The following is a 918-nucleotide window of genomic DNA, read 5'->3' on the forward strand; positions in this document are numbered from 1 at the left end:
CTCCGGTCCGAAGCGGGTGAAGTAGTCCTGTTTGCGGATGTTGTCGCGGGCGTTATTCGTCGCCATCCAATAGCCGAGAGCATCAACTTCGAGCACAAGCTTTTTGGTGCCGCGCGGCTGGATCAGCAGTAACTCGCGCTTGGGCACAAGCGACTCCAGCAGCTCAAGCTGGGTGTCGTTCAACTGGAAGATTTCGGCGTACATTCTGCGGTCGATGTTGGGGTTCGACAGGAAGATCTTGGTGGGGCAGGACTCGTTGACGATGTGGAGCATGTCGGAAGATGCCAGCTCGACCACGGATTGGGTCGCCAGCAGCATGGCGGCATTTTTCTTGCGCCATGTTTTCTCCGCGCGCGTGATCCAGTCGCGGATGGTCTGGTTCTTGAGGAAGATCCACGCCTCGTCGATGATGAACATCTTGAAAGTCGCGGTATTCGCGGGTTTTTCGATCTCCGACGATGCCCGCTGCAAGACGTAAAACAAAAGTGGCTCCAGTACATCGGGGTAGTCCGCCCACCCGTCGAAGTTGAAGGTCTGGAAGCGCGCGAACGCGAGCGTGTCCTGGGGATTGTCGAAGAGATGGCCGAACTGCCCCGCCTGCGTCCAGCGATAGAGGCGCTCCCCGAGCGGTCCGAGGATGGAGGCGAAGTTGGTGAGCGTGCGTATCTCTGCGGGCAGCTTGTAAACGCGCTCGATTGTGGCAAACAATGCCTTCTCGTCTTCGGGCGTTAGCTCATAGCGGCCGCCAGACTCGATCAGCACTCGCAGAAACAAATACAGAAAATTCAGGTTCTCGTGGGTGGCTTCGAGCGAAAATGGATTGATCGTAAAGCCGGGATTTCTGAGGCCGACGTTCAGATAGGTTCCGCCAAAGGCCCGCGTCAGCGTCTCGTAGCTGCCCCCGAGATCGAAGACGAA

Annotated in this window: 1 protein-coding gene; it reads right to left on the reverse strand. The window is 57.5% G+C overall.

The window, feature by feature from the left end; all coding sequences use genetic code 11:
- The coding region (locus GSQ91_RS14770) for a VirB4 family type IV secretion system protein (RefSeq protein WP_371417115.1) at positions 1 to 918 on the reverse strand (918 nt) is incomplete at both ends.

The organism is Granulicella sp. S156 (genome assembly GCF_009766105.1).
GTDB lineage: Bacteria > Acidobacteriota > Terriglobia > Terriglobales > Acidobacteriaceae > Granulicella.